This is a genomic window from Desulfosporosinus sp. HMP52, assembly GCF_000765145.1.
Classification (GTDB): domain Bacteria; phylum Bacillota; class Desulfitobacteriia; order Desulfitobacteriales; family Desulfitobacteriaceae; genus Desulfosporosinus.
Window position 1 is genome coordinate 39,063 of the sequence record NZ_JMGA01000052.1, and the last position, 24,777, is coordinate 63,839.

Annotated in this window: 30 protein-coding genes, 1 pseudogene and 1 riboswitch; of the genes and pseudogenes, 10 read left to right on the forward strand and 21 right to left on the reverse strand. The window is 43.4% G+C overall.

Going from position 1 to position 24,777, the window contains the following annotated elements; genetic code table 11:
• Positions 1–23 precede the first annotated feature (23 nt).
• On the reverse strand, positions 24–911 hold the full coding sequence (locus tag DP73_RS17860; RefSeq protein ID WP_034601358.1) for a hydrogenase small subunit: 888 nt from the start codon (positions 909–911) through the stop codon (positions 24–26).
• Between the two features lie 834 nt (positions 912–1,745).
• Here DP73_RS17860 and DP73_RS17865 point away from each other — a divergent pair.
• From DP73_RS17865 to DP73_RS17890, 6 genes are all read left to right on the forward strand, one after another.
• Positions 1,746–2,108, forward strand: a complete 363-nt coding sequence (locus DP73_RS17865) for a DUF2294 domain-containing protein (protein ID WP_034601360.1) — start codon at positions 1,746–1,748, stop codon at positions 2,106–2,108.
• 128 nt (positions 2,109–2,236) lie between these two features.
• The gene (purK, locus tag DP73_RS17870; protein WP_034601363.1) at positions 2,237–3,421 is read left to right on the forward strand and encodes a 5-(carboxyamino)imidazole ribonucleotide synthase; all 1,185 of its coding nucleotides are present in this window, start codon (positions 2,237–2,239) and stop codon (positions 3,419–3,421) included.
• Positions 3,415–3,945, forward strand: coding sequence for a 5-(carboxyamino)imidazole ribonucleotide mutase (gene purE / locus DP73_RS17875; protein ID WP_034601366.1), 531 nt, complete (start codon positions 3,415–3,417; stop codon positions 3,943–3,945). Before purK ends, purE begins: the two co-directional genes overlap by 7 nt.
• Positions 3,942–5,219: an OFA family MFS transporter gene (locus tag DP73_RS17880; protein WP_052090815.1), complete on the forward strand. Its 1,278-nt coding sequence runs from the start codon at positions 3,942–3,944 to the stop codon at positions 5,217–5,219. Before purE ends, DP73_RS17880 begins: the two co-directional genes overlap by 4 nt.
• A 61-nt stretch (positions 5,220–5,280) precedes the next feature.
• Positions 5,281–7,041: an indolepyruvate ferredoxin oxidoreductase subunit alpha gene (iorA, locus tag DP73_RS17885; protein ID WP_034601367.1), complete on the forward strand. Its 1,761-nt coding sequence runs from the start codon at positions 5,281–5,283 to the stop codon at positions 7,039–7,041.
• A gap of 1 nt (position 7,042) precedes the next feature.
• Entirely contained in the window at positions 7,043–7,612 is a 570-nt protein-coding gene (locus tag DP73_RS17890; RefSeq protein WP_034601370.1) for an indolepyruvate oxidoreductase subunit beta, read from the forward strand.
• Between the two features lie 96 nt (positions 7,613–7,708).
• On the opposite strand, the gene DP73_RS17895 is transcribed toward DP73_RS17890, so the two are convergent.
• Both DP73_RS17895 and DP73_RS22800 read right to left on the reverse strand, forming a co-directional pair.
• A complete protein-coding gene (locus DP73_RS17895) occupies positions 7,709–8,197 on the reverse strand; it encodes a redoxin domain-containing protein (RefSeq protein WP_242865798.1) in 489 nt (162 codons plus the stop codon).
• Positions 8,198–8,600: 403 nt separating this feature from the next.
• Positions 8,601–8,795: pseudogene (locus tag DP73_RS22800) on the reverse strand (glyoxalase); the annotation flags it as partial.
• 81 nt (positions 8,796–8,876) lie between these two features.
• On the opposite strand from DP73_RS22800, the gene DP73_RS23165 reads away from it, so the two are divergent.
• Entirely contained in the window at positions 8,877–8,993 is a 117-nt protein-coding gene (locus DP73_RS23165) for an ATP-binding protein (RefSeq protein ID WP_282432700.1), read from the forward strand.
• A 163-nt stretch (positions 8,994–9,156) separates the two neighbouring features.
• Here the strand turns inward: DP73_RS23165 and DP73_RS17905 are convergent, their stop codons facing one another.
• The 8 genes from DP73_RS17905 to DP73_RS17940 all read right to left on the reverse strand — a co-directional run bounded on the left by DP73_RS17905 (position 9,157) and on the right by DP73_RS17940 (position 16,178).
• On the reverse strand, positions 9,157–9,579 hold the full coding sequence (locus DP73_RS17905) for a hypothetical protein (protein WP_034601373.1): 423 nt from the start codon (positions 9,577–9,579) through the stop codon (positions 9,157–9,159).
• Positions 9,580–9,752: 173 nt separating this feature from the next.
• Positions 9,753–10,193: a hypothetical protein gene (locus tag DP73_RS17910; protein WP_034601377.1), complete on the reverse strand. Its 441-nt coding sequence runs from the start codon at positions 10,191–10,193 to the stop codon at positions 9,753–9,755.
• A 638-nt stretch (positions 10,194–10,831) separates the two neighbouring features.
• Complete coding sequence (locus DP73_RS17915) at positions 10,832–11,623, reverse strand: C40 family peptidase (RefSeq protein ID WP_052090820.1); 792 nt, start codon at positions 11,621–11,623, stop codon at positions 10,832–10,834.
• Positions 11,624–11,628: 5 nt separating this feature from the next.
• Positions 11,629–11,769: riboswitch (cyclic di-AMP (ydaO/yuaA leader) on the reverse strand.
• Positions 11,770–12,011: 242 nt separating this feature from the next.
• Complete coding sequence (locus DP73_RS17925) at positions 12,012–12,218, reverse strand: hypothetical protein (RefSeq protein WP_034601381.1); 207 nt, start codon at positions 12,216–12,218, stop codon at positions 12,012–12,014.
• A gap of 34 nt (positions 12,219–12,252) precedes the next feature.
• Positions 12,253–12,420, reverse strand: a complete 168-nt coding sequence (locus DP73_RS23595; protein WP_165574432.1) for a hypothetical protein — start codon at positions 12,418–12,420, stop codon at positions 12,253–12,255.
• Positions 12,421–12,448: 28 nt separating this feature from the next.
• On the reverse strand, positions 12,449–13,228 hold the full coding sequence (gene lgt, locus DP73_RS17930; protein WP_034601383.1) for a prolipoprotein diacylglyceryl transferase: 780 nt from the start codon (positions 13,226–13,228) through the stop codon (positions 12,449–12,451).
• 137 nt (positions 13,229–13,365) lie between these two features.
• A complete protein-coding gene (locus DP73_RS17935; protein ID WP_034601385.1) occupies positions 13,366–13,584 on the reverse strand; it encodes a hypothetical protein in 219 nt (72 codons plus the stop codon).
• A gap of 14 nt (positions 13,585–13,598) precedes the next feature.
• Positions 13,599–16,178, reverse strand: a complete 2,580-nt coding sequence (locus DP73_RS17940; RefSeq protein ID WP_052090822.1) for a heavy metal translocating P-type ATPase — start codon at positions 16,176–16,178, stop codon at positions 13,599–13,601.
• 301 nt (positions 16,179–16,479) lie between these two features.
• Between DP73_RS17940 and DP73_RS17945 the strand changes: the two genes are divergently transcribed.
• Positions 16,480–17,721, forward strand: a complete 1,242-nt coding sequence (locus tag DP73_RS17945; protein ID WP_034601387.1) for an IS110 family transposase — start codon at positions 16,480–16,482, stop codon at positions 17,719–17,721.
• Positions 17,722–17,878: 157 nt separating this feature from the next.
• Here the strand turns inward: DP73_RS17945 and DP73_RS17950 are convergent, their stop codons facing one another.
• The 3 genes from DP73_RS17950 to DP73_RS17960 form a co-directional block, all read right to left on the reverse strand.
• On the reverse strand, positions 17,879–18,217 hold the full coding sequence (locus tag DP73_RS17950) for a metal-sensitive transcriptional regulator (RefSeq protein ID WP_034601390.1): 339 nt from the start codon (positions 18,215–18,217) through the stop codon (positions 17,879–17,881).
• Between the two features lie 192 nt (positions 18,218–18,409).
• Positions 18,410–18,802: a hypothetical protein gene (locus DP73_RS17955; RefSeq protein ID WP_034601392.1), complete on the reverse strand. Its 393-nt coding sequence runs from the start codon at positions 18,800–18,802 to the stop codon at positions 18,410–18,412.
• A gap of 368 nt (positions 18,803–19,170) precedes the next feature.
• Complete coding sequence (locus DP73_RS17960) at positions 19,171–19,425, reverse strand: hypothetical protein (RefSeq protein ID WP_034601394.1); 255 nt, start codon at positions 19,423–19,425, stop codon at positions 19,171–19,173.
• 416 nt (positions 19,426–19,841) lie between these two features.
• Between DP73_RS17960 and DP73_RS23600 the strand changes: the two genes are divergently transcribed.
• Positions 19,842–20,012, forward strand: coding sequence for a hypothetical protein (locus DP73_RS23600; RefSeq protein ID WP_165574433.1), 171 nt, complete (start codon positions 19,842–19,844; stop codon positions 20,010–20,012).
• Positions 20,013–20,359: 347 nt separating this feature from the next.
• Here the strand turns inward: DP73_RS23600 and DP73_RS17965 are convergent, their stop codons facing one another.
• The 7 genes from DP73_RS17965 to dsrJ all read right to left on the reverse strand — a co-directional run bounded on the left by DP73_RS17965 (position 20,360) and on the right by dsrJ (position 24,356).
• Positions 20,360–20,608 carry a DUF2933 domain-containing protein gene (locus DP73_RS17965; RefSeq protein ID WP_034601395.1) on the reverse strand — a complete coding sequence of 83 codons (249 nt, stop codon included), beginning with the start codon at positions 20,606–20,608 and terminating at the stop codon, positions 20,360–20,362.
• A gap of 413 nt (positions 20,609–21,021) precedes the next feature.
• Positions 21,022–21,210 (reverse strand): hypothetical protein, encoded by a 189-nt coding sequence (locus DP73_RS17970; protein WP_034601397.1) that lies wholly within the window; start codon positions 21,208–21,210, stop codon positions 21,022–21,024.
• 50 nt (positions 21,211–21,260) lie between these two features.
• Positions 21,261–21,521 (reverse strand): heavy metal-associated domain-containing protein, encoded by a 261-nt coding sequence (locus tag DP73_RS17975; protein ID WP_034601398.1) that lies wholly within the window; start codon positions 21,519–21,521, stop codon positions 21,261–21,263.
• A 92-nt stretch (positions 21,522–21,613) separates the two neighbouring features.
• On the reverse strand, positions 21,614–22,045 hold the full coding sequence (locus DP73_RS17980) for a hypothetical protein (protein WP_034601400.1): 432 nt from the start codon (positions 22,043–22,045) through the stop codon (positions 21,614–21,616).
• Positions 22,046–22,358: 313 nt separating this feature from the next.
• On the reverse strand, positions 22,359–22,532 hold the full coding sequence (locus DP73_RS22810) for a DUF1540 domain-containing protein (protein WP_081963086.1): 174 nt from the start codon (positions 22,530–22,532) through the stop codon (positions 22,359–22,361).
• A 303-nt stretch (positions 22,533–22,835) separates the two neighbouring features.
• Positions 22,836–23,897, reverse strand: coding sequence for a YncE family protein (locus tag DP73_RS17985; RefSeq protein ID WP_081963087.1), 1,062 nt, complete (start codon positions 23,895–23,897; stop codon positions 22,836–22,838).
• A 48-nt stretch (positions 23,898–23,945) separates the two neighbouring features.
• Entirely contained in the window at positions 23,946–24,356 is a 411-nt protein-coding gene (gene dsrJ, locus DP73_RS17990) for a sulfate reduction electron transfer complex DsrMKJOP subunit DsrJ (protein WP_034601405.1), read from the reverse strand.
• A 307-nt stretch (positions 24,357–24,663) separates the two neighbouring features.
• Between dsrJ and DP73_RS24270 the strand changes: the two genes are divergently transcribed.
• A partial coding sequence (locus DP73_RS24270) for a helix-turn-helix domain-containing protein (protein ID WP_034601406.1) occupies positions 24,664–24,777 on the forward strand: 114 nt, incomplete at its 3' end.

The following is a 24,777-nucleotide window of genomic DNA, read 5'->3' on the forward strand; positions in this document are numbered from 1 at the left end:
TCCCTTCCCTTTAGAAACTACTATTATGCCTTTAATAGAGGATTGGATGGGAAATCAGGATTCGCACATCCTATGCAAGGATGGTTAACCCCAATGCACCATGCTTGTCCGTTATTCCACTTCATTGAAGGACATACATTCTGACAACTGGGTCCTTTACAGCCTACATTTTTATAACAACCATATTGACCCAGTTGTTTTACAACAGGGGTTCCTTTTCGCGGACAATTACTATGGATCTTTGAACCAAAATAGTTACTTGGTCGTTTATAACTATCCAGGGAAGGCATGCCAATGAGAATTAAATCTAGAAGTGTTTGAATAAGAACTGTTGGGTGGACCGGGCACCCAGGTAAATTAACCACCGGGTTTACAGTCTTTCCATTAAGTATAGAGGTGGCTGTTGCACAACCTGTTGTATTGACTCCTGCTGCCGAAACTCCTCCAAAGGCAGCACAAGTTCCTGCAGCAACCACATATTTAGCCATCGGTCCATACTTCAAGACAGCTTGTTCCATGGTTAGGTGAGTACCGTTAACTTCTCCAATGACACAATAGTTTCCATTGGCACCCGTTGGCACTGCACCTTCAATTACTAAAATAAACTGCCCCTTGTGTTGAGTTGCACTTTGGTCCAAGGTTTGCATCGCTAGGTCACCGGAAGCGGTCATCAGGGTGCTGTTATACTTCATATTGATTTTGTTTAAGAGCACATTATCAATAGTGGTAGGATTAGTTACATTTAACGTCGATATTGTACAACCTGAACACCCTGATCCTTGAAGCCAAATAAGCGGTGGATCTGATTCAGCTGCGAGAACATTGGTAACACTGCCAAGACTGACTTCTATACCTAGGGCAACTGCTGCTGCGACGGACCATTTTAGAAATTCTCTTCTGCTGATTTGCATTATGTCCTGTCCCTCCTTAATCTATGGAAACCTGTATGTCTACTTAATTTCTAAGTACAACTCAAGGCTGACGATGATAATCATTCTCTATAAATGGCCCAAAAATTGCTCCTACTTGTTCAGGAGCACGACAGACCTTTCCAAAGCCAAGTTTTCTCTTTCACCTTCGCTTATAGGAATCTTGAGCAATTCAACTGGTTTTACGCCCACCATGGGAGCCAATTAGGTCCAAAAAGAATTAAATAGCATTCATAGTAAGGTTTTTGTGAAGTACATATCCCATTCAGTTGTTTAGATAGTTCCCTTGTCCTCTAATATTGAAATTCACATACACCTTCCCCATCTTACGATTTAAACAGGACCCTTTGTTCTATATTATTAATAATATGTATTTTGATAACTTAATACTCTCTCTCTTTTTAAGGATTCTAATTACTTAACTAAATGTTAAATTACTCCATTTACATCTCCTTCCTTTATATAACAACTGTGAACCAAGCCACTTCTGATAGAAAACTAGTTAATGTTCCTACTAATTAGTGCAATTGATATTCAATATCACCTATGCAAAGCGAATTTTAGCATTACTATTTAGTTTGGTCAATGGTAATTTTAAACTGTGGTGGTGATTGTCTTTTCTCATAAATATTAGCGAATTTCATGACCATTTTAGGGTTTTCCGTATGAAGGTTCCCAAAGGAATAGTTATACCTGATACTATGATTAATGTCACATTGACTATTGTCAGCCGTCCATGATAAACTATTCGAAGTTGAAAACTCTTAAGTTCTATCAAATAGGTAATAAAGCTTAAGAATTGAAAAGGTGTGACCCATGACTAAAGGACAAGTAGAAGCTAAAATCAGCGAAGTCATTAGCAAATTTGAAATAGAGCATATGGGTAGAGGTCCGGCCAGTATTCGAACCATCATTTTTCAAGATCTAGTTATTGTCCGGGTCAAAGGTTTTCTGAGCAAAGCGGAGACTAACCTTGCCATTAACAAAGAAGGCGTCGACCTCATCAAAAAGCTCAGAGTTGCTCTTTTTGAGAATTCCCGGAAAAGCTTAGAAGAAGCCATCCACTCCATTCTCGATGTCAATGTCATTAGCACCTATTCCGATGTTAGTACTAGAACCGGCGAGAAACTTATTGGTATCGTGGTCGACCGGGATCTCGAGGAAATGTTCAAAAAATAGTATTTATATTTTTGGAAGACACATTGAAAGGTCTTTTTGACCAGTCAATTTGTAAGCCAACAACATTTAACCCGTGTAAACGGCGTTTTGTTGTTGGCTTTTTTTATTTGCCAGAAGGAGGTTAACTCATGTCTAAAAAAGATATTCCTCGACTAAGCCCACCTTCGCGAATCGGGATTGTGGGTGGAGGACAACTGGGACGAATGCTGACCCTAGAAGCCAAACGAATGGGTTACTACGTTACCGTTCTTGACCCGAAGCCCCAGTCCCCAGCAGGGCAAGTGGCTGATGCCCAGATCGTCGCCCCCTTTTCCGACGAAGCGGCACTAAGGGAACTTGCCAATCATTCCGACGTCCTGACTTATGAATTCGAGCACATCGACGCGAAGCACCTGATTAAGCTTGAAATGCAGAGCCACCGGATCTACCCGTCACCCCGCACACTCCAGCGCATTCAGAATAAATACGAGCAAAAAAAGCTGCTCGCCGAGCTTAGCGTGCCGGTACCCAAGTTTTATAAGATATATAGCTTTGATGCCTTAAAGGCAGCCTACCGTACCTTGAACGGTCAACTCGTTCTCAAATCGTGTACGGGGGGATATGACGGCAAAGGAAACCGGATTATCAAAGAACCCGGCCAACTAGAAAGCGCCTACGCAGCCTTTACCGGAATGGAGATGATGGCCGAGGCCCTCGTAAATTATTGCATGGAAGTCTCTATCGTGGTAGCGAGAAACCGTGACGGGCTAATCCATTATCCGATTGCGGAAAACATCCACAAGGAGAGCATCCTCATTAAATCCATCATCCCAGCCACATTGCCGGAACAAACCTCAGAGCAAATCCGAAACATCACCAAGTGTATCATTGAAGCTCTAGATGACTACGGCGTTTTCTGCATCGAGTTTTTCGTGGATGCCCAATATAACGTCCTTGTCAATGAAATTGCCCCAAGACCTCATAACTCTGGTCACTACAGCATCGAAGGCTGCGTCACCTCCCAGTTCGAACAGTTGGTCAGGGTGATCACCGGTATGCCCCTCGGTTCGGCTAAGCTGAAGTCCCCCAGCGTTATGTACAACATCCTCGGACAGGAGCGGGTGACCGGCGATTACCGTCTAGAGGGTGCCGAAGCCCTGATGGAACTGGAGGACAGCCATCTCCATTTGTACGGCAAACCCGATGCGGGCCATCTGCGTAAGCTTGGTCACATCACCGTGCTGGGAGAGACCGTTGAAATGGCCGAGGCCAAAGCACGACAGGCCATCAGCCATATTACCATTGAAAAACCGAGGAGGAAAGCCTTATGCTAAACCAGAAAATGAGCGAACCCCCCCTGCCTTTAGTTGGCATCATCATGGGCAGCGAATCCGATTTGCCGGTGCTGAAACAAGCAGCCATCGTCTTAAAAGCCTGCGACATCCCTTTTGAAATAAAGGTCGTCTCCGCCCACCGGACGCCGGAGCGGATGATGGATTACGCCAAAAGCGCCATCCAGCGAGGCCTCGAAGTGATCATCGCCGGTGCGGGGGGTGCCGCCCATTTGCCAGGCATGGTCGCTTCCATGACATCTCTGCCGGTGATTGGGGTTCCCGTCCAGTTGAAAACCCTGGAAGGTCTAGATTCCTTATTATCCATCGTCCAAATGCCAGGCGGCGTACCAGTGGCTACCATGGGTATCAACAATGCCAAAAACGCCGGTATCCTGGCTGCCCGCATCTTGGGAATCAAGTATCCTTGGTTCCGGGAAAACCTTGAGGGTTTTATAGCTAAGTCCTGGGAAAACATCCCCTATGACTTAACGGACAGATTGAACTTGAAGGAGGACAACTTATGATTCAAACTACCGTTCAAAATAAAGCCTTCATCAGCGGCTGGCGCTGGGTTTACGTGGTGCTCGGTAATCTCGTGATGATGTGCCTGGGCACGGTGTATGCCTGGAGCGTCTTCCGGATCCCGGTGGAGAAGACCTTCGGGATCGGTGCCACTCAAAGCGGGCTGCCCTATATGGTCTCTCTGGCTTTCTATGCCCTGTTCATGATGATCTCCGGATATTTTTATAACCGTTACAGCCCGCGGGCCATCATGACCACGGGAGTCTTTCTCATCGCCCTTGGCTGGATACTCTCCGCCTACGCTCCGAATATCTATATCCTGACTCTGACCTACGGGGTACTCATCGGTGCGGGGGTTGGGATCGCTTATGGTGTACCGCTGGCTGTTGTTGCCAAATGGTTTCCGGACAAAAAAGGGCTTGCAGTTGGGCTTGTTCTGATCGGCTTCGGCCTTTCCCCCCTTATTACCGCACCTCTGGCCCGGATGTTCATTGAAATGTACGGCATTTCCTTTACGTTTATGATCTTGGGAATTGCCTTTGGCGTATTGCTCCCAGTTTTAACCCTCGCCTTCCGTTATCCCAAGGAAAGCGGCAGTGAGTCGAATTTGCTGCCGGATACAAAGGATCGGAAGCCTAAGGATATTCCCTCTGACCAAATGCTAAAAACCCGATCCTTCAAAGGACTGTATCTGAATTTCCTGATCGGCGCCATGATTGGCCTCATGCTCATCGGTATGACGGGAAAGATCGGTATCGAGTACATGGGCCTCTCCTCTAGAAGTATCGCCTTTTGGATGTCTCTCTTCGCAATATTCAACGGTCTCGGACGCCCTGTCTTCGGTTGGCTCACCGATCGGCTTTCTTACCCCAAGGCCGCTACCCTCTCCTACTGTATGATCGCCTTTGCCGCCTTGCTGATGCTCTTTGCCCGGGAAGGTCAACCCCTCCTGTTTGGCGTCGCCTTTTCGATCTTCTGGTTTAACCTCGGTGGTTGGCTGGCAATTGCCCCCACGTCGACCCTATCCCTTTTTGGTGCCCTTAACTACAGTCGTAACTACGGCATCGTTTTTACTGCCTACGGTATCGGAGCCATTGCCGGGGTGCTGGGGTCCGGGTTTCTCCTTGACAGGCTCGGGAGCTATCAGGTTGTTTTCTATTTGGTACTGGCCCTTTGCTTAGCAGGAGCACTAATTGCCATTAAACAGGTTCCCTTATCAAACCGAAAACCTCAGTCCCCTGGAAAAGATTCACTAACTCTCTCGACAGGTAAGTAGGCCATACTCTAAAACCCTTGAATCGCCCTTGCCTCAACGTGAATGAAAAGGAAGTGGAAATGTGAAAAAATTCTTGACTGGCAACGAAGCCATTGCTCGTGGTGCTTATGAAGCGGGCTGTCTCCTAGCAGCCGCTTATCCAGGTACGCCCAGCACGGAAATCCTGGAAAATATCTCCCAGTACTCTGAAATCTATTCCGAGTGGTCTCCCAACGAAAAGGTGGCCTTGGAGGTTGCTAGCGGGGCCTCCATCGCCGGCAGCAGGGCCTTAGCTGCAATGAAGCACGTGGGCTTGAATGTGGCCTCAGACCCGATGTTCACTATGGCTTATACGGGTGTCAACGGCGGCCTTGTCGTCGTTAATGCGGACGACCCCGGACTCCACAGCTCTCAGAATGAACAAGACAACCGACTGGTTGCCCCTCATGCCAAAGTGCTCATGCTAGAGCCTTCCGACGGCCAAGAGTGCTTGGATTTTGTCAAAGCAGCCTTTGCTTTAAGCGAGGAGTTCGACTCCCCGGTGCTCTTCCGGGTGACTACCCGGGTCTGCCACAGCAAAAGCATCGTGGAGACCGGAGAACGGGTAGAAGCCGGCGTAAAACCTTACGTCAAAGACCCTGCCAAGTACGTAATGTCCCCCGGGAACGCCCTCAAACGGCATCCGGTGGTGGAAGAAAAACTACTACGGGCCAAGGATTACTCCGAAACATGCCCCTTCAACCGAATCGAATGGGGGAACCGAAAAATCGGCATCATCACCAGTGGGATTTCCTATCAGCACGCCAAAGAGGTTTTTGGAGATCAGGCCTCCTATCTCAAGCTGGGCATGACCTACCCTTTGCCGGAGCAAAAGATCAGGGATTTTGCCGCCCAAGTCGATACCCTGTATATCATCGAGGAGAATGATCCTTACCTGGAGCAACAGGTCCGGTCCCTAGGCATCTCATGCATTGGCAAGGAACGGATCCCCATTTGCGGCGAGCTGAATGCAGAGATCGTCCGCCGGGCCCTGCTTGGGGAAACTGAACCCAAAACCTATCAGGTGTCCCAAAAACCAACGGCACGCCCCCCGGTCCTTTGTGCCGGTTGTCCACACCGCCCCCTATACGTGGCCCTTAAAAAACTCAAAAACATCGTTGTCACTGGCGATATCGGCTGCTACACACTGGGCATGGTGCCACCCCTAAGCATGTTGGATACGGTCATCTGCATGGGTGCCGGAATTTCCTCCGGCATTGGGTTCGAAAAGGTCAACAGGATGGCGGGCCGCAAGGAAAAAATCTTCGGAATCATGGGCGACTCCACCTTTTTCCATTCCGGCATCACCAGCCTGATCGATGCCGTTTACAGCAACAGTAATATGGCGATCATCCTGCTGGACAACAGCACAACCGCCATGACCGGTCACCAAGAGAACCCGGGCACCGGTGTCAACTTAATGGGACAGCCGGCACCGGTGATCGATCTAGTCAACGTAGTAAAAGCCGTCGGCGTCAAGCCGGAAAATATCCGTATCGTCGACCCTTACGACCTCGCAGAAACCGAAAAAGCCGTGCAGGAGGCCTATGCTTCCCAGGAGCTCTTTGTGGTCGTCACCAAACAGCCCTGTGCCCTGATGAAGGACGTACAGAAAAAACGGGAAGGTCTCTACTGCTACAGCGAGGCCGAAACATGTAAAAAGTGCAAAGCCTGCCTCAGAACCGGATGCCCGGCTATTGCCATGAAAAATGGAACGATCCACATAGATAAGGCCCAGTGTAACGGGTGCACTTTGTGCCAACAGGTGTGTAAATTCGATGCCATCGCGAAGGTAGGTGAATAAGATGAATAAAAGCGTAATGTTGGTTGGTGTGGGCGGCCAAGGGACGATCCTCACCTCGAAAATACTGGCCGAAGGTCTCCTCGGAGCGGGTTATGATGTAAAAATGTCCGAAATTCACGGCATGGCCCAGAGGGGCGGAAGCGTGACCACACACATCAAGTACGGCGAAAAGGTCAATTCCCCTATTATCAATAAAGGGGAAGCCGACGTACTGATCGCTTTCGAGAAAGTGGAAGCCTTGAGATACCTCTGCCATCTGAAGGCAGGCGGAATCCTGATTGTCAGCGACCATGAGATTTACTCTCAATCTGTACTTTCCGGAACGGAGGACTACCCCCAGGAGATTATAGAGAGCCTAACCCAGGCGGTTGAGCGGACCATCGTTCTACAGGCTGTGAAACTCGCAGAGCAACTGGGCAATATCCGAACCCACAATATTGTACTTTTAGGTGTGCTAGTCAAGGCTCTAGGCCTAGAACAGCTCGATTGGGTTCAAGTGATGAAGGACCTTATCCCAGAAAAGGTTCTTGAGGCCAATGTGAAGGCCTTTAAGACCGGATTAGCCGTCTAACATCCTGCTGTCCAGTCAAGGTTTAAAGGGAGTGTCGCATACTTCGTAAGTAGTTTTGCAACACTCCCTTTATCAATAAAGTTCAATTATCCCATTTTAATTCAGAGTTGAAAGTATTTGAAATATCTCCTCATTATCTGGTTGGCTCTCGATTGGGTGAACATCAATAAATTGTATCTTACCCTCTTTGTCGATGATGAATAAAGCCCTTTCTGCAATACCAGGGATCGGATCTCCCTCACGAAATACTCCATAATTCTTTGCTACTTCCCCATGGGGATAGAAATCTGAACATAATGGATAGCTTATGCCACCTATGGATTTCTGCCAGGCCTCATGGCTAGGGATACTGTCTACACTTATACCCAAAACTTGGGTATTGAGCGCTTCGAAACGAGATATTTCTTTCTCGTAGGAAGGCAATTGGGAACTTCAGATTGGAGTCCAATTAAGAGGATAGAAAGCTAAGAAAACATTTTTCTTTCCCTTGAAATCACTTAGAGAAATAGTGCGTTCTCCATGCGCTTTAAGGGTGAAGGAAGGGGCTGAGAAAAAAGCTGTATCCTGAGGAGGTACCCGGTTCATTGCGCCTCCGGAGTTCAGGAAGAAGAAACCGGATTCGCTCCCTTTAGCTTTTTCCAGGAAACTTCGGATTGCTTCAATTGCTTCTGGGGGCAGGATTTGCTCAACCCTGGTGGATGACCACGAAGTATTCTGCGTATCAAACAGCGATTCAGCTGGAGCCCAGAATTCTATTGCCTCCGATAGTGTAACCTCATCTATAAACACCTTTATAGGAGATCCGACTCTGTCAAAGTTGTTATCAAATTCTCCAGTTCTACTTTGGGACCAAGGAATATTCCCTGTGATCGGAGCAGGGCTATCCGTTTTCGGAGTTATCTCCAATATATTACCCAGCCTTTCGTCAACTTAAACCGATAATGCTACCTTAATTGATAGTTTCCGAATATCCCAGCATGCTTACCTTTTACGATGAGCACGACCTTACATAATCAACTGGTACATCCATACGATTAGCCGTTTCTTCAATCGAAAGTCCAGTTTCTATAAATCTCTTAACAACAATAACCATGTTTTCCCCTACTTCAATAATGTGCTTATCTAAGTCATAGAAATGAGCTACTCGCTGGTCCCACGAATGTTCAAAGAGTGGATGAATATATTCACGTCATCTTCCTCAAAATACAACTCACATGCTTACACAAACATCAATTTTACTAACCTTAAAATCAAGAACACAGGAATGGGCATTTCTGAAGACGATCTTCCTTTAATATTCGAGCGATTTTACCGTGCAGATAAATCCCGAACTCATGAGACAGGAGGAACAGGAATTGGTCTAGCGTTCCCAAAGAAATAAAAGTGGCCAAGGGTTAATCCTCGCCACTTTTACTATTGCGAACATCAAGTTATGAACGTTTTTGGGAACTAAACCCCATCAAGCACTTGTGATGAGCATGTTCAAACTAAGCATTGCCTACGATCGAAGATCTAGTAAAAAGTGATCTTAGAAATTCATCATGCTACTTCCCGTCTTCTGTTCCAATTCCGTTCATCATCGAACTTCCGGAACTGGCAGCACTATTTCGGTTGGTCATCATATTTCCTCCAGACTGACTCATGAATTGGCTCATTTTATCAAGGTTATCTTGTCCCATAAGGTCCTTTACATTTGGGTCTGAATTCATCAGATCTTGCATAGCCTTAACATCCCCTGTTTCCATGGCCTTCTGCATCCCCGCCGAATTATGGAGATTTTGCATAGCGTTCGAATTCATTAACCTTTGATGTTGACCTGGTGAAAAAGTCTGCTGCATGAAGCCTTGCATTTGACTCATCCATCCGTTGCTTTGAGTCGTTCCAGCTAAAGCTGGTAAAGCCAAAAGCCCAACTGCCAATGTTGCAGTTCCTGCAATTGCCGTAATCTTTTTACTGATTTTTCTCATCCTATATTCCCCCTAATTTAATCTCATCTTTGTTAGCTTTGATTTTTTGCCTCGCTGATCTTCATGTCTTTATTTTAAACTTCATGTGCGATTTTCTCATGAAAATGTAATGAATTTCTCATGAAGAAAGGACCCTGATTGAGAATCAGAGTCCTTTCTTCATCATATAAAGTTTATTTCACACCTAGGGCTTCCTTAACCAAGGGCTGCAGGGCTGGATCTTTTAGCATTGCTTCGAACGTAGCTTTCATTTTTGGATCGGCCATGATCTCTACCATAGGCTTAAACATTGACGGATTAGCCATAATACCGACCATGCTATCTTTATTTTCACTACTCCCCATTATACTAATCATATTCTTTTGAACATCGCTATTTTTCATCATATCCACCATTACAGGCATCATTTTTGGAGACCCCATTACTTTAACCATGGACTGGCGTGCATCAGGTGAACTTAAAATATCCATCATAGCCGTGGGATTGCTGGTCATATACTGGGTCATGTTGCTAGAATTCATCATATCTTTTGTTTGACTGCCACATCCGGTTAGACTTAATATGGCAATAGAAGTCAGGCCTATAAACACTATTGATTTTATTTTCTTATTCACAACTATCATCTCCAACTCTTAAATCACTTTTTAATAAGTCCGTTACTAATAAAAATACTTAAACCATAGGCAAAGGGCATTGAATTAGGTAAAGCCAGATAACAAGATAAAACCAAGGACCTAAACTTAAAGAAATTTCTCTTAATCCTAACGCTAGGAAATTAGCCCAATTATTTTAAAATTTCCGATAAGCAGACACCTCCTATGCTAGGGATTTATATGTAACCAAAGTATCCCTTAAGAAAATGGCTTCTACCTCTAACTTACCTAAATTTGGTGCAAGTTTAGACTCGTATGTCTTCTGCCTCAAAAATCTTCTTCTATTTACATCTAAGTCGCGCCTGGGATTGAGAAAATTAATTGTTTATCCTCGTTTTCAACGAAGTAATTCATTCATAGTGGATAACTTTAGTATAGCAGTTAATCCATCCTAAATTGTGAATAACCTATGAATTTGTCATAAAAAGTTGAGAATTGGCGTAGATTTGATCTAATATGAGACAGCCAAGAATACATAACTATTTCTCGCTAAATTCACAAAAATCCGCTACAGTAAGGTGAAGTAATTATCAAAGAACTGAATGAACTGAAGTTTTACCTCAGTCCATTCAGTTCTTTGATTGGTTGCTATATGCATATTAAATTCGTCGCGCGCCGAGGTAACGTTTTGACCAATAACTTTCTGTCAAACTATGAATACCTACTCCTTCACTAGCTGCTCCAAGCGTACGTCCTCCACCAATATAAATACGCACATCGGTAGCTCCTGGGGCATAGGTTTGAAAGAACACGAGATCTCCTGGTCTCAACTCATCACGACTGACAGGTACGCCAAGTTTATACTGTTCAGCTGCAGTTCTCGGTAATGAAATACCAGAGGCCTTAAATACATACTGCACAAACCCTGAGCAATCGAACCCTTTCCGACTCGTTCCACCCCAAACGTAAGGGATACCTTGTAAACTTAGGGCATTGCTAATAAGCTTGTCCATATCTGAACTACCCCTTGACACTTGGGATACCGAAACCTGTTTAGGCTTCGAATTTACAACTTTCTGTGAAGGAGTGCTGGGTTTTTTAGAGATCTGAGGCGATTGAGACGTCTTACCTTCTGAAGCTGGAGTTTTCTTTTCAACAGGAGTTGATGTTTTCTTTTCCTTAGGAACATTATTACTTTCAGGTATTTGTGCCACGTTGGTTTTGACCTCAATTGCGGAGGTCCAATTAAATGCTTCACGCATTTTTTGAGAATATACGTCTGATTTAGAGACAGCTAAAGGAGAAGCCTTGAGTACAGTACTCTGCACAGTAGGAGACTTTGGAGTAGCTTGAGAATCTAGAATAGCAGCCTGAGCCCCCGGTAAACTACTTGTCAAAAGAATACCGGCAAGGGCTACCCCACTAACCCACGTTTTATTGAGAATTAACACTAAATTGGTCCACCTTTCATAGCTTACGAGGTTAGTTGACGGATTCGGGCAGAAGGTGTAAGCCCTACATGGTCTAACCATGATTCACCCCACATGAAATCCCCCGTTCTGAGTCTCCTGGAGATCAGATTAAGCACTTTGATTATTATGTTCTTTATTTCGTACAGAGGTAATTTAAGAATAAAAGCCCTGCAATCGGCACCTAGAAAATCCCTCCTTTCTATCACTTGCAGGAACAATCTCAAATCTCCTAGTTAACACCTCAAATTATACTCCTTAAATATGAATTTCCTGCGAACGCAAAAAAGGTAGTTTCTCCCACGAGGAGCCACTACCCTTTTTTGTTGCTTTTAAGGCTAATTCCTTTTACATTGCACCGGGTGAGCAGTCAAATTAGAGAAAGCGTAGTATGGTTATTAAACATCCTCAGCATACAAGTCATTACAACATGATTACCCTCCACCAAGACAAGCTCATGATCTACTTGATTCTGCGTAAGATACCTTTGAGCATCGGAAAAGATCTTTCGAGCATCAATAATACTTTTGTATTTTCCTACAATGCCATTTGTTTTCTTTCCCTTCAAGATAAGCATAAATATTCGTCCTTTCGTGAAGCCATCTTTAGAATTACTTCTTTTCTTCAATGGGTATTAAATTTTTAGTTTCATGTTGATCCTGACAATTCTTTTGGTCATGCTGATGCCCTCCACAGCAGCCCATACCCCGCCTATGCATAAAGAACATCATCCCAAATATAAAGAAATACCACCCATATTGATTTAAGAATTCCCACATAATCAGAGACCTCCTTTAAATCTAGTAATTAATTTCTCGTCCCATTCCTTGGTATAATTAGCACAGCAGCAGAAACAAGAGCTATAAGAATCATTCCCACACTACTCCACTGTGCTGACGTCAAATTAAACAGATAGCGGGCGCCATCCCCTCGTAAAAATTCTAACGCAAACCGTCCTAGTGAATAGAGCACAATATAGGTTAAAAAGATGATACCCCTCGGCCATTTGCGCCAACGCGAAAGGATTATGATCAGAGCAAAGACAACCATGTCCCATTGCCCTTCCCATACTTCTGCAGGCCATAGGGGTTGACTGCCATAAGCTTCATAAGCTGGAGTTCCCGAAGGATAAACCAAGCCAAAACCCTGGTTGGTTGGGCTACCATAGGCGTCACCATTGAGAAAGCAAGCAATTCTCCCCAGTCCCTGCCCTAAGATAATTCCTGGGGCAGCAATATCAGCCATTTTCCAAAAATCAAGTTGGTGTTTACGAGTATAGATCCATCCCACAATAAAAGCCCCAACCAAAGCTCCTTGAATTGCCATCCCACCGTGCCATATCATAAAGATTTCGGAGAGATGCAGGGAGTAATAATCCCATTCGTAGAAGAAGACTTGCCAAAGACGTGCTCCAATAATGGCCCCTATCACTGCATAGATTAACAAGTCTATAAGATGCTGGCGGTATTCCTTTTCAGAAGGTGCTAAATGATAAGCTACCCCTAAACCAATTAATAGTGAGATGGCAACGACTACACCGTAAGACCCTAGAGAAAATCCCCCAATGCTGAATAAGGTTTGTAGCAAATTTGTGTTCCTCCTTTAGAACAGTTTTCTAACAATAAAGTAGCTTACTAAATATCAATTGGATTATTATACGACTCATTTCTTTACTAAAAATCCAGACGCGCTCATGAATAACTGTAACTCAATTAGCCTCGTTCTTATCCCATGATCCTCTTCTTCACCACAGGAATGACGATCGGCATGAAGACAATCATACTTAGGATGAAAACCCAAACCATACCGCCGACCCGGGCAACAGCAGTATAGGTATTTCCGTCCACCCATGTGATGACGAGAAAAATAAAGGTTATTGCTAGCGAAAGTACCGTGTAAACCACGGAAGCCTGCCTAGCGGCTTTTGCTTCTAAATCGTTCATAGTAAGACCTCCTCCTAGCGTGCTGTTTGTGGTTGAGGTGTTGGATGCATACTAGTTTTCATTTGGTCCCTCCGGAATGAGGGTTGGTAACGTTTTAAGAGAAGCGTGTTCATCGTTACAGATACCGAACTCATAGCCATAAAGAAGGAAGCAAGTTCGGGGCTGACCAGAAGTCCAGTGAAAGGATATAGGATACCGGCTGCTAAGGGAATTCCTGTGATGTTGTAAACGAAAGCCCATACCAAATTCTGCTTAATCTTGCGCATAGTAGCCCGCCCAATTTCGATGGCTCCTACCACATCGCGGATATCGTCCTTAATCAGGATAATGTCGCCTGTTTCTTTGGCAACGTCTGTACCTGAACCAATGGCAATCCCCACGTTGGCCTGAGCTAAGGCGGGAGCATCGTTGATCCCATCCCCAACCATGGCTACGTTTAGACCCTTCTCCTGAAGCTTGATCACTTCGGCCGCCTTATCTTGGGGCAGCACTTCTGCCAGTACTGTTTTAATCCCCACCTGTCGAGCTATGGCTTCAGCCGTCCGACGGTTGTCCCCGGTAATCATGGCTACTTGTACACCCATCTGTTGCAAGCGCTCCACGGCCACTTTCGCATTTTCCTTTAGGATATCAGCCACTGCAATGATCCCCGCAGCCTTATTATCAATAGCCATCAACATGGCTGTCTTTCCTTCTTCCTCAAGCTGCTCCATCTTCTTACTTAGGTTTCCGATATCAATAGTTTGTTGCTGCATCAAACGACGGTTTCCTAACAAAATTGTCTGCCCTTGATAGATCGCCCGAACACCGTGACCGGGTATAGCCTCAAAATCATCGGTATCTCCAACTGACAATCCTTCCTCCTTGGCCCCTCGTACGATAGCTTCACCTAGGGGGTGCTCAGAGGGTTTTTCAGTGATCGCTGCAAGCCTAAGAACATCCTCTCGAATAAAGCCTTCCGTCGCATAGACGTCAGTTACAGAGGGTTCACCTTTGGTTAAGGTACCGGTCTTATCGAAAACAACGGCATTAAGTTTGCTGCTCGCTTCCACGGCATCCGCCCCTTTGAACAGAATACCGTTTTCCGCACCCTTACCCGTACCAGCCATAATAGCACTGGGTGTAGCCAAGCCGAGAGCGCACGGGCAAGAAATGATTAAGGTCGTCACAGACAAGAGCAAGGCAAAGCCAAAGACACCAACTTCGGCCAGATTATAGGGCGAGAGAATAAACGTGCTTGCCGGTGAGAAGAAAGAGGCGTACCCGATAAAGAACCAGAAGAAGAAGACAATTAAAGCCAAGACATGGACCCCCGCGATGAAATGGCCTGCCACAAAATCGGCTAATTTTTGGATGGGCGCCTTGGAAGCCTGAGCGTCTTCAACCATTTTAATAATTTGGGCTAGGGCAGTTTCGCTACCAACTCTCGTTGCCCTAAATTTGAAAGAACCCGTCTTATTGATAGTGGCGCCCGTGACCTGAGAACCTGCTCGTTTTTCTACCGGCATACTTTCTCCGGTAATCATTGCTTCGTCGACTGCCGAATAACCCTCCGTAACTTCCCCGTCAACAGGTATACTTTCCCCTGGCCGCACAACCACGATATCACCGATCTCCACCTCATCGGCAGCAATCTCGACTTCTTCACCATTACGAATCACCCGTGCCGTTTTAGCTTGCAAACTCATTAGATTTCGGATGGCCTCCGAAGTTCGGCCCCGGGTAAGAGCTTCCAAATAGCGACCTAAAACGATGAATGCTGTAAGCAATGCAGCTGACTCGAAAAAGGCAGCTCCCCGTCCGCCGAAGCCGGCATCGGGCCAGAAGGTATTGATTGTCGCAATAATATAGGCAGCACCAATCCCAGTGGCATAGAGTAAGTTCATATCCGTTGCGCCACGTTTTAGTCCATTCCAACTCTGTTTAAAAAACTGCCAACCGGGAATAAAGGCAATGGGCGTGGTCAAAGCCCAAAGGACATAAACGTTACCCAAAAACTCCGGGACAAAATAAGGAAAGATCCACATATCTCGGAACATGCCAATCATCACCAAAATGGATAAGGGCCAGGCGATCCACATATTGCGTGTTTGAAACAGTAATTCTTTTTGCCGCGCCTCTTTCTCTCGGTCCAAAGCTTCCTGACCGATCATCTTTTCGCTAGCCTCATAACCTAAAGCTTGAATTTCTTTTTTGATCCGGGCTTTATCCACGGCACCAGGATAAAATTTCACCTTAGCTGACTCGGCCGGTAAGTTAACGACAACAGAGGTTACTCCTGGCATTCCCTTGACAGCCTTCTCGACTTTAGCAACACAAGCTGCACAACTCATACCCCGCACATTGAGCAAAACTTCTTCCTCCGGCACTTCGTAACCGATGTCTTGAATCATTTTCACCATCTGGGGTACACCTGCCTGATTACTCTCATAAGTCACAGCAGCTTTGCCTGATAGCAAATTAACATGAACTTCTTGCACACCGGTCATGGTTTTTAAGGTCTTTTCAACTTTTGCCACACAAGCTGCACAACTCATACCCTGTACCGGTAAACTCACCTGTGCAAGATGTTCGTTTCTTGTCGTTTCACTCATAACTATAATTCATTCCTTTCGCTTCGCTCAAGGCACAAAACGTAATGAAATACGTTGGCTTTGAGCGAATTTTTTATTACTCTAAACTCCTAGGGATAACAGTTAACTACAAATCACGGGGAGGTGAGTGGGCTGCTCCAACCTGGAGTGACCGCATAACTATATGTGTAGATTGCCTTTCCAAGCACAAATAAGTGTGTCTTCGAGCACGCAGACTTATCTTTGTTTAAACATTACTCGTTTATTGCCAGGCAATCAGTCAATGCGTTATCCCTGCAATCCTTTTGAAAGGAGTTTCCTTATGGCTTTAAAGATCGTTTACCAAGTCTGTTGTGGTATTGATGTCCACAAAACCTTCGTAGTCGCTTGTATTGCTACTACCAACAAAGGGGTTACTACTTACAAAAGCCATCGCTTTTCTACCTTTACCAAAGGGCTTAAAGAGCTGTCACAGTGGCTTTGTGAAAACAACTGTAAAGATGTTTGTATGGAATCTACCGGGAAGTACTGGATTCCCGTGTTTAATGTACTTGAAGATTCCTGTAACATCGTTCTAGCACATCCTAAATACGTCAAAGCTATACGTGGTAAGAAGACTGACAAAAAAGACGCTAAATGGATTGCTGACCTATTCAAGCATGACCTTATAGCCGGAAGCTTTATGCCCCCTCTTGCAATCAGGCAGCTTCGTGACCTTATGCGTTACCGCTTTAAACTGACTAACTTTATGTCAAGCGAGAAAAACCGTCTGCAAAATTGTTTAACCGTATCCAATATTCAGCTTGGAAATGTTGTTTCAGATACCTTTGGCAAAAGTTCTATGAACATCATTAACAAGCTTTTGGAGAATCCTTTAGACAATAATTTCGACATAGAACCACTCGTTCACGGCTCTATGAAGGACAAACTTCCGGAATTAAAACTCGCCATTGACGGTTTTATCACGCCTGAACAAGCCGAAAAACTTAAGGTAATCAAGCAGCACTACAAAGATCTTGAGTCACGAAAGGCTGATCTAGAAAGAATTATCCTTTCTCTTTCCGAGCCCTACGCAGAAGAAATTAATCTGATCTTAACTGTTCCGTCCTTTAAGAACATCTTTTCAGCCATCGCAGTAATCTCCGAAATAGGTGTTAATTTGGACGTGTTCCCGACAGCTAAGCATCTTTGTTCCTGGGCAGGGCTCACACCTACAAATAACGAAAGTGCTGGAAAGAAAAAGTCAGTAAGGATTTCAAGAGCTGGCTGCTATATTAAGCCGCTTCTGGTACAGTGTGCAACCGCTGTAGTTAAAAGCGAGAAGCATCCTGAAATCCGCAACCGCTATTTGAGACTTAAGCAACGTCGTGGTCATAAAAAAGCGATTATTGCTATTGCAAGAATGCTTCTTACTGCTATCTACAACATCCTGAAAAAGAAAGAATCGTATAATGCTGAGCTATATAGAAAGTCAGATGTTCTTCCAGTAAACCGTGAAATCACGGTAGAACAAGCAATTATCCTGGTCCGAACCCAAGGTTACCATATTCGCGCAGCGTCTTAATTTCTTGCAAGTCCGGATCTCTTTTAGTCATCAACCGATGGCTTGCTTTGCTGTGCCCACGTTATTGTGCTGTTACCTCAACCAATTATTTCAGACTTGTACCTCCAATCAACATCTGATCTCAGATTTCTTTTCGCTGTATATTATCTACCAAAGATTATCTCAACATCCGAAACACCGTTTTTAAGACTTCATCCACTACCTCAGTGTCACCACTTTCCAACTGTTCCCTCACGCATGATTTCATGTGCTTTTCCAAAAGCAACTTCGAGACCCCGTCCAGGGCAGATTGGGCAGAGGATATCTGATTCAGAACGTCATCACAATAAGTTTGACGCTCTATCATCCCTTTAATGCCTCGTATTTGACCCTCGATTCGGTTCATCCGGGCTATAAGCTGTTGGATTGTCTTTTCGTCATGATGACTCCTAGGTTTGCCTCCCTCTTGGTTCAGATCCTGGCAATCAGTAGGAATATCTTTTACCGGATTGTTCATTCACTCACCACCAATTTAAATATAGTATAGGGGGCTACCCTATTTACTTTAACAAAAAAAATACGCAAACTCACTCTTGGATAAATCTTATGTCTTACAATAATCCCTAAATACGATAAACTCATGAATTAGTTGTGAAGAGCCCATATTTGACAGATGATCCTATGATCGGACGTTTAAACCTAAAGCACATTAATGTCCGTGGATATCTTTCTGTTGTTGAGTCTGTTGCTGAGATGGTGGTATGGCATCTGATATCGCTTGCGGCAAGGATGTAATAACTAAAATAATCGAGATAATCGAAGATATAATATACACCCACGCAGCAGGACGGTCATAACTCCACTTACGTTTAGCAAAGCGTATAAACCACGCTGAAATAACAAGGGAAACCAGTAAAAAGATAATCTTGGTTAACGGAGATAGAGATAATAGACCCGAGCTTAGGGTGGTTAGACCTAATGCGATCAAAAGAGTATGAACCCAGTGGTGCGAAGACGCTATAATTGCAAACAGAACTGAACCAACTGCTTTGATTATGCCTCTATTCTTTTTTACGTCCTGAACTACTTCACTTTTACTCATATGTGACCCTCCTTAGCAACTTCTGCATCCTCAGTGTAACTCTCTGATTCGAGGATCCCATGAAAAAGTTGTGAATTTCTCATGAATATATCGCCCATCGTCCGGATAAGTCGAAAAGACCAATGAAATTGCTATAGGGGGATATCCCTAATGTTAAAGAAAACTTGGCTGGCGCCCGAAGACACTGTCTTCGCACGGGATAGCTTATCGTAAAAGCCGCAGGCGCGGCGGCAGTCTTAGTTGCCCTTATGCTTAGAAAGTATAAAACGTAAGTTTATACTTTCTGATAGTACTACAATGCCCAGACCTTTTATATGGTCTGAAGCCTTGTATTAGCCTAAGCTAAGATTATTCAGCTTCATGAAGATTTACATTCCCATTCCCATTCCTCCCATGGACTCCATCCTATTCTGGCCGCTTGATTTTTGGGCAGGCTGTTGAGAAGCATTAGAATTGTTTGGATTACTTGTTACATCATTGTTATCCATATAGACCTGCGCGTACGTAGTCTTTACCCGCATATTCGTTGTATTGCTGCCAATTGTAGTAGCGTTTACTACCCCCGCTAATCCCATTACCATAGCCATTGATAGTGTAACCATTAAAGCTTTGTTCTTCATCATAATTCATTCAAATCCTTTCAAAATACATCTATTGGTGTTAGCTTGATAGATCTAATACGGAACCAATTTGAGATTTTTCAATCTAGCGATCACCACCTGGATCACCAATGTATTCGTGCACCTGTTTAATTATTGAGGGGTAGGTTAAGAAATTTTATGATAAACTTTTTTCAGTGGGTACCCCCTGAAATTTCCCATACTTATACGAAAACCATTAAATGGAGAGGTTTAAGTGTTTCAAAACAAAACGATTCAGCAAACTTTACTACTAGACAAAGAGGGAAACGATTATTAGATTAGAGTTCACATTGTTTAGCAGAAATGTAGTCGAGAAGCTGATGGTTTCAAACTCCCTTTGAATACTCGAATGATTTTTGTGCGGATAAATCCCGGACTCATGAGAAGGGGGAAAGATAATGCAAGCCCAGGTTCGCAAACCTGGGCCGCTGCATGAGGACTCTATCAACTTTTCTAAAAGACATTTTCGAGAGTCGTATCATGATTTCGTTTGGGAAGGACTACAGGTCAACTTACAGTGGAAAAGCAAGATGAAATCTCTTTCTCAAGCGGTTTTTAATTGGTATTAATAATAACGCCGTAGATGTCGATAATTTTATTTTGTACTAAATGTTAGAATTCAGTTAGATAAACAAAGAAATTCCTGTAAAGTTCAAGTTTTGGAGAAGAATGCTCTGGTCATCATTCATCCGCTGAATTGCACTCCATTAAACTGTCGTCAAGTGAAACAAATGAATCTTAAACAATGAGAGCTCTGGGAATAATAGAAACTAAGCAGATACTGACATCAATATACAGATTTATCAAACAAAAGGCCCCCATCAAGATGATGAGAGCAAACGAACTGGATGAGATATATCATGCCCAGTATCTGATTTATACATTCAATTTAATTCCACGTCTAATTTATTGAGTGCTAGTAATTCAAAATTTCTTTTCGTTTTTCTCCCATCTCCTTCTTTTGATGTTTATGATTATTAACCATTAATTTCATCATTAATAAATGCCCTATTGGACAAGCCAAAACTAATAGAACCGATAATACATTTTTTATACCTGAACTTGGCAAATTTAACGATGATAGTACTCCTAGAAGTATAATCGGAACTAAACAGCATAGTAACATTAATAAACCATGTGATTTATGGTTTCCCTTATTCTTCATTTTGTGACTCTCCTTTACTTATACTTTTTCGGACATCTTAGTGGGTATAACACTGATGGCTCTCAAGGTAAGCAACGACTAAGATCATAAAACCCTGCGTGCTCCAATATAACGCTTGGACCAATAGTTATCAGAAAGACTATGGATGCCCACCCCTTCGCGGCCAGAACCGATTGTTCGTCCGCCTCCGATATATATTCTCAGTTGACGGGTTCGGACTAAAGGGTGTAAGCCCTAAACGAAAAAGCTAACGTGATTCACCCCGAAATAAAATCCCCCGTTCTGAGTGTTCAAACTCAGATTCAGTAAAAATATCTAGCTCAATGTTAAGACACTGGGCGAGCGATAAAAAAGGGTCAGCGAAATTTGAAGGCTGACCCTTTTTATTTAATTTATAATTTCCGCTATTAACTCTACCGAGCTTCTTCATCAGTAGTTACCTCAGCTTGTTCAACTTCAGTTGTTACTTCAGCGTCTGTAGCTTCGGCTATCACCTCGGTTTCTGTCGGTTCTATTATCTCGACTAGCGTAGCTGCAACAGTAACACTTAGGGTTTCACTAATGGACTTATCTGGTAATTCGGCAATAATCTCCTGTTTCACATCTCTGTATACTAAAATTCACTATGTTGTGTGAATCCATCAGCATCTTATTATAGATGGTCGATAGTTCTGTAACCAGCCTCATCGACAGCCTTGACAAGTATCGAACGATCAACGGCTCCGATCACCACTGCCTGTTTTTGGGCTAAATCGACTTCTGCATGCGTAACACCAGGAACTTTTAACAACGCTTTCTCAACGGAACTCTTGCAGTGCCCACAAGTCATCCCTTCAATTTTCAAGACAATCCCATCTTGGGATTCAAAGTATTTACAAGAATGGTCTTTATTAGAATGTCCACAGCAACCCATTTTGTATCGCTCCTTTTTTAACTTAACTATCCTATAGAGTCGTTGCTCCATTAAGGAAACGTATATCCATCGATGTATCCAGTAATTATTGTCTAGAAGTTCATCATAGTCCTTCCACTACCATTCATCATCTTGCTTTCTGAAGTGGCAGTCCCGTCTCCGTTGGTCATCATGTTTACACCTGAACTACTCATGAATTGGTTCATTTTATCAAGGTTATCTTGACTCATTTGGGCCTTAACATTTGGGTCTGAATTCATGAGATATTGCATTGCCTTAACATCTCCCGATTGCATTGCATTTTGCATCTCCTGCGAGTTATGAAGGTTTTGCATTTCTTTCGAATTCATTAACTCTTGGTGTTGCTCCGGTGAAAACGTTTGTTGCATAAATCCTTGCATTTGAGTGACCCACCCGTTCCCTTGTTGCTGGGTCGTTCCAGCTAAAGCTGGCAAAGCTACAAGCCCAACTGCCAATGCAGCGGTTCCTACGACTGCGGTGATTTTTTTGCTGAATTTCCTCATTATATATTCCCCCTAATATTTAATCTTTGTTTAGTGCTTTGCTGATCTTCCATGTCCTAAGTGTAACTTTGGGAAACGATTTTCCCATGAAAAAGTTATGAATTTCTCATGAAGATAGGATGTAACGAAACTTAAAGTTTCGCCACATCCCATCTTTCTTAGATTATCGCTTAAAATACAAATCGTTATGAATTCCAACAAAGACCAACAAAGAGAAGAATGGCTTTCTCTTGCAATAAAAGAAAACCATTCTTCTCTTGTTATATGATATTTTGAACTTATGCAGCATGATAGTGCTGTTTTACTTCATTAGTTACTCGGGGAGAAACGTTGCGCAGTCAGTCATTTCAGTGCTCTTTGCATTTGGGGATTGAACTTCAATTTTATCTGCATGGCAATGATCCCCTGAACCATAATAATGGCATGTGTTTACAACACATTTGATCCCACTGTTAGGTTGAGACATTTTTTTAGCCCGTCCAGTCATGTAAACATTCCTCAAGTTCTATAGTATTATGATCTAACATAAATGATTTCATGAATTCCAATTTTTTATTACTATGTATCTTGTAAAACTCTTATCAAGGATCGTGCATCAAGCTTAGTCAACCTCAACCGATACACGAACCATTGCTACTGCAGAACAACAACATGCTTCTGTCGAGGAATTGTTATCTACTATTAAAAGGGCAGTTCGCCCAAAGGCTAGTGCCCTTTTCTAATTGCCACATGCTAGATGCCTATAAAATGCCGACGTGACCATTACTGTTCGTACGTTTTATCAAAATTGTTATTGTGATTGTAAAAAGCTTATACCGTTGGGTGTTTTGCCAACATTTATCGTTGCGATTACCTTGTTATTGCTATTGTCAATCACACTAATGGTGTCGTCATACATATTAGTTACAAAAATGTACTTGTTGTCCGTACTCACCACAAGCCCATGTGCACCTTTGCCAGTCTCTATGGTAGCAACAACTTGGCGAGTTGCTAAATCAATTTTGCTAACAGAATTTGAGGGTTTTTGTTCAGTACCCTGGTTAGCAACAAATATGTATTTATCGTCTGATTGCAAATAAATCTGAGCTGGTCCTGTACCTACAGCTATCTTATCAATTTTCTTAGTCGCCAAATCGACCATTGCTAAAGAGTTTTCAGCATTTACTGATGCAAACATAGTCTTTCCATCGCTTGTTACTGCTGTGGTAACCGGGGTTTTCCCTACTTTGATTTTAGTAACTTCCTTAAATTCGATCAGATCCAGAATACTTATTGTATCCGAACCCAAATTTGCCACATAAGCAAATTTACTATCCTTAGAAATTCTAAAACCATGAGGGCCATTTCCAGTTCCTATGGTCTTTATCACTTGATAGCTACTCAGTTCTATTACGGAGACGTTGTTACTTTCATTGTTAGTAACCAGTGCATATTTTCCATCGTTCGTAAAATCTATATGTGCAGGGTGTTTCCCTACTTCTACTTTTTTTATTAATTGATCGTTAGAAGTATCTAAAAACAAGGCAATCCCATTCATTTCCATGTGAGCATCACCTTGCATACTGCTCATACGGCCCTCAGGGACTAGGGTCGCCCCTAAAATCTTACCATTAGGCGATACTTGAACATTATGAACTGAACCTTCTTGCTTAATAGTTTCTACTACTTTGTTTGTATTAACATCAACCTTCGAAATACTTCCGCCTTCATCTGCTGTATATACGTAGGCTTTTGTACTCTGAACTTTCGCAGGTTCCTTGGACTCAGGTGTATCACTCTGTTGCCCACTGCATGCCGTTGTCGAAAACATAGTTAAGGCAAGTAAAGTAAATGATAAAAGAATTTTCTTCATTAAAGCATCTCCTATTTTAAAATTAAAAAACATTAGTAAATGAGGAGCTTATTCAATATGAGGGTCGGGGAGCAAATGACACTCCCAGCAATTCGGTTTTACAGCAGCGTAATTATGACATGAAACACAAAATTGCTCCGACTTTTTTACTCCTGGTTTATAATGACAGTTCAAGCACGTTTGAAAGCTAAGTCTGTATTCTTTCCCTTTACTATTAATATACTCCGTTTTGCCCTCACGCACGCCTTCTTCTCTCCATTGGTACAGAAGTTTCATATGATTAGCCTTCATATAATCCGTTGACTCGATACACTCCTTAACCTCTAGTTGCCGGATAGCTGGAGTATCCAAATCTATGACAGGCCCCTTGTTAGATTTCCCTAAATTATAAAAGAGAGGAATGCTCAGTAAAGCAACAGCGAATATAAGCCCCGCAATTATTCTTCGTCCTTTGAACAATATCCAATACCCTCCTTTTGAGGTGGAGATGCCTTAGCCCATAACTCAAATTTCATACAGAACCTAGTACCACGTCACTTTTAGTCACTCGCTTTCGACATATTATCTCTGAATGTGTTATTTATTATGTAAAAGATTTGGTCCACGGAACGGCATAGCTTTAAGAGTTAACATAAAAGCGACTAAGGTATTGATTTATACTGAAACCTGACCCCACTCTTTCATTCAATATTGACCCCCTCGCAATAAAAAGATATCCTTTCTCGGTCAGCAGGAATTACATAGAGAAAGGATATCTAGGGGGAGAATGAAAGATGTGCAAGACTGGATCGCAGTAAAACGACTATATCGGAGCGGCATGAAAATCAAGGCTATTTCAAGACAGTTGGGGATGTCCAAAAATACCGTCAAAAAGCTTATT

Coding starts and splice junctions, on each gene's coding strand:
- DP73_RS23165 (WP_282432700.1), top strand. CDS start 8,877: ATGGGCATTTCTGAAGACGATCTTCCTTTAATATTCGAGCGATTTTAC.
- DP73_RS22810 (WP_081963086.1), bottom strand. CDS start 22,532: ATGACTGGACGGGCTAAAAAAATGTCTCAACCTAACAGTGGGATCAAA.
- DP73_RS17960 (WP_034601394.1), bottom strand. CDS start 19,425: ATGATGAAGAACAAAGCTTTAATGGTTACACTATCAATGGCTATGGTA.
- DP73_RS17965 (WP_034601395.1), bottom strand. CDS start 20,608: ATGAAGAATAAGGGAAACCATAAATCACATGGTTTATTAATGTTACTA.
- DP73_RS17890 (WP_034601370.1), top strand. CDS start 7,043: ATGAATAAAAGCGTAATGTTGGTTGGTGTGGGCGGCCAAGGGACGATC.
- DP73_RS17905 (WP_034601373.1), bottom strand. CDS start 9,579: ATGAGAAAAATCAGTAAAAAGATTACGGCAATTGCAGGAACTGCAACA.
- DP73_RS17925 (WP_034601381.1), bottom strand. CDS start 12,218: ATGCTTATCTTGAAGGGAAAGAAAACAAATGGCATTGTAGGAAAATAC.
- DP73_RS23600 (WP_165574433.1), top strand. CDS start 19,842: ATGCAAGCCCAGGTTCGCAAACCTGGGCCGCTGCATGAGGACTCTATC.
- DP73_RS17975 (WP_034601398.1), bottom strand. CDS start 21,521: ATGGGTTGCTGTGGACATTCTAATAAAGACCATTCTTGTAAATACTTT.
- DP73_RS17980 (WP_034601400.1), bottom strand. CDS start 22,045: ATGAGGAAATTCAGCAAAAAAATCACCGCAGTCGTAGGAACCGCTGCA.
- DP73_RS17955 (WP_034601392.1), bottom strand. CDS start 18,802: ATGAGTAAAAGTGAAGTAGTTCAGGACGTAAAAAAGAATAGAGGCATA.
- DP73_RS17945 (WP_034601387.1), top strand. CDS start 16,480: ATGGCTTTAAAGATCGTTTACCAAGTCTGTTGTGGTATTGATGTCCAC.
- purK (WP_034601363.1), top strand. CDS start 2,237: ATGTCTAAAAAAGATATTCCTCGACTAAGCCCACCTTCGCGAATCGGG.
- DP73_RS17985 (WP_081963087.1), bottom strand. CDS start 23,897: ATGAAGAAAATTCTTTTATCATTTACTTTACTTGCCTTAACTATGTTT.
- purE (WP_034601366.1), top strand. CDS start 3,415: ATGCTAAACCAGAAAATGAGCGAACCCCCCCTGCCTTTAGTTGGCATC.
- DP73_RS23595 (WP_165574432.1), bottom strand. CDS start 12,420: ATGTGGGAATTCTTAAATCAATATGGGTGGTATTTCTTTATATTTGGG.
- DP73_RS17880 (WP_052090815.1), top strand. CDS start 3,942: ATGATTCAAACTACCGTTCAAAATAAAGCCTTCATCAGCGGCTGGCGC.
- DP73_RS17865 (WP_034601360.1), top strand. CDS start 1,746: ATGACTAAAGGACAAGTAGAAGCTAAAATCAGCGAAGTCATTAGCAAA.
- DP73_RS17935 (WP_034601385.1), bottom strand. CDS start 13,584: ATGAACGATTTAGAAGCAAAAGCCGCTAGGCAGGCTTCCGTGGTTTAC.
- DP73_RS17860 (WP_034601358.1), bottom strand. CDS start 911: ATGCAAATCAGCAGAAGAGAATTTCTAAAATGGTCCGTCGCAGCAGCA.
- DP73_RS17940 (WP_052090822.1), bottom strand. CDS start 16,178: ATGAGTGAAACGACAAGAAACGAACATCTTGCACAGGTGAGTTTACCG.
- DP73_RS17950 (WP_034601390.1), bottom strand. CDS start 18,217: ATGAACAATCCGGTAAAAGATATTCCTACTGATTGCCAGGATCTGAAC.